This is a genomic window from Capnocytophaga sp. oral taxon 329 str. F0087 (assembly GCF_000213295.2).
GTDB classification, from domain to species: Bacteria; Bacteroidota; Bacteroidia; order Flavobacteriales; family Flavobacteriaceae; genus Capnocytophaga; species Capnocytophaga leadbetteri_A.
On the sequence record NZ_KN390032.1, the window covers coordinates 12,757 to 15,738 of the forward strand.

Annotated in this window: 1 pseudogene; it reads left to right on the forward strand. The window is 40.3% G+C overall.

Features of this window, described 5'->3' with window-relative positions:
• A pseudogene (locus HMPREF9074_RS12425) lies at positions 1–2,982 on the forward strand (gliding motility protein); the annotation flags it as partial.

Below are 2,982 nucleotides of genomic sequence, written 5' to 3' on the forward strand. Positions count from 1 at the left end.
AGAAAATACCCACAAGTATACCTATGCGGTAAAAATGCTTCTTTAGACCTTACTGTTACTGTTAACAATGCTGAGAGATTTGAATGGGAGAAACGCGGGAATTGTAATAAACCAGTACCGCAAGACTGTCCGGCAGACCTTAGTAGCTATGGTTGTAGTTGGACATCGATGAATGTAGTAAACGGTACGACTACTACACAGAAATTTACAGAAGCGGGCGACTATCGTCTTACTGTTACTTTCCAAGGAGGCTGTGTGTCTACTTATTATTTCCTTGTTACTAAGAATCCACTTGAACCTAAAGTAACTTGGACAAATGAGGTATGTACTACTAAAGGGAAAATAACTGTGACAGACCCTACTACTATGGGTTATCAGTTTGCACTGCTGAAGGGTACGACTACAGTAACTAACTGGCAGACAGGGAGAGAGTTTTCAAACTTAAGTGCAGGTATCTATCGAGTGCTTATCAAACAGACGGTAACCTCTACTACTCAAAAGCCTTGTATCTTTGAGATAAGCGATATAGATGTGAAAAAGGTAACCCCAGTGCTTAGTGTGTCTACTGAGAAAGCTCTTTGCTATGGTAGTAACGCTACAATGACTATTAATCTTACTAATCCTCCTTATAACCCTTATACTATAAAGGTGCGTAAGGACAATGCTTCGGGGGCAGTACTCTTTACGCGTACATCTACAGGTAATGCAAGTCAGACTACTCAGGTGGTATTGGGTAACTATTTTAGAGCAGGTAGATATTATGTAGAGGTAATTAATAATCAAGGATGTGATATTAAGCAAGTAGTAACTGTAGCTGAGAATACCCCAGTAGGTATTACAGCTAGTGTGCTCAAACCGATTACACCTTGTGCACCAGGGGTGATACGTGTAACAGGTACAGGAGGAGAGAAAGGACAGTCATATGGATTCCGTATGAATGCGGGGACACTTATGTATAACTACACCGGTAATTACTACGATTTTTCGGTAACTACCCCAGGTACTTATGCTTTTGCGGTAGTAGATAGGTATGGTTGTACTACCACTACTACAGCGGTTATCACTCAGCTGACAGCCCCTACTGCTACAGCAAATTATCAGATAACCCAATGCGGTCAGCAGATACAAATATATTTTACAGAGCCACAGAGTGTACATTCTTATACCTATCAATACGCTTTGGTAGGCAAGACACCACAAGGTACACGTACTATTACAGGGCTTACTGCTAATACTACTTATACGCCTACGGTACTATATACTATCAACGGGCAAACGTGTACGCTCACCTTATCGGCTATCACTATTCCAGATTTAACCGCTACTGATAACCTTATTGCTTCAGCAGGGGTTGAAAAGTTGGTAGAATGTGGTACGGGGGCTAATGCCGGCAAAGCTTTGGTACGTTTTGCTAACGTACAAGGAGGGGTACCACCTTATGAATATAGTTTTGATGGAGGTGTTAATTTTGGTACCGCTACCCAAACGTGGTTAGCACCTGGTACTTATCAATTGGCAGTAAGAGATAACTACGGTTGTAGAAGAGATAATATCACCGTAAAAGTAGATAATAAGATAGCGGAACCTACTTTTAGTACCACTCTTACTTATAACTGTGAGGGTAAGGCAACTGTGAAAGTAAACAGCAGCAAGGGGACTACCTATACCTATACTTATCAGGTAGATGGCGGTACTCCACAAAATAGTGATACCTTTACAAACCTTGCTGTGGGTACCCATACTATTGTGATACAATATGCTGATGCCAACCCTCCTAGTAAGAATGTACTCTTCTTAGAAGATTTTGGGGCGGGTACTACCCACGTAAAAACTCCTTATATAAATGACTCTTATGTTTTTGAACCTCAAGATGGTAGTACTATCTTATATAATCGTGCTGGAGTAGGTAGAGCTAATCCGTATGGACCTACTGTAAATGATGGTGAGTATACAGTAGTAGATAAAATGCGTCCAAACCTATGGGGTGATGACCCAGTAGACCATACAGGGAAAACTAATGGTCGTATCTTGTTTGTAAATATAGGTAGTTCAGCAGGGGTAGCGGGTATATTGTATCAACGTAAGATGACGGATATCATCCCTAATAAACCAATACAATTCTCTATTGCTCTTTACAATTTAATAAGGGGTGATGGACATACTACGGCTGCTAACGACCCTAATATCAAGTTAGAACTTTATAGAACTGAAGCCGATGCCTTGGCACAAACCAATATATTGGCTTCTAATAACATAGGTTTTATACCTAAACATGCTAATGTAAATGACTGGAAAGAGTACAAAGTACAGCTAAATCCAGGCAATAATACCACTCTTTATGCGGTAGTGCGTTCGTTTAGCAATGAACATAGTGGTAACGACTTGGCAATAGACGATATTTACTTATACCAAGAGCCAGAGGCTTGTCCGTCTACTTATACTACTACAGTGGTAGTGAAAGATAATCAAGCATTTGGGGTACAAACTAATACACAGAAAGTAACCAATGCCAAATGTTATGGAGGTACGGGTACTTATCAGATAGCAGTTAAGAACCCACAAAATACGACCTACTATGTACAGAAAGATAATGTAGGAGCTTTTGTACCAGTTACTGACGCAGTTTATAAATGGGAAAATATACCAGTAGGAGCCCATACCGTAAAATTCCGTGGGGAGCTTAACAATTCTAATTGTGAGTTTACGCGAACCTTTACGATTACTCAGCCAGCAGTTCTTACGCTTAGTTTAGATGCGAGTAAGTCAGACACATATTTGGCTTGCAACCCAGCTACGGCACGTGTAACGATGACAGCAACAGGAGGTACCTTACCGTATAGATATGCTCTTTATAAGGGAACGGCTACTATTAGTACAGCACAAACTAGTCCTCAGTTTACTCTTACTCAAACAGGTACTTATAGGGTTATAGTAACAGACGCTAACGGTTGTCAGCAAAATAATAATTTCACTATTATTAAT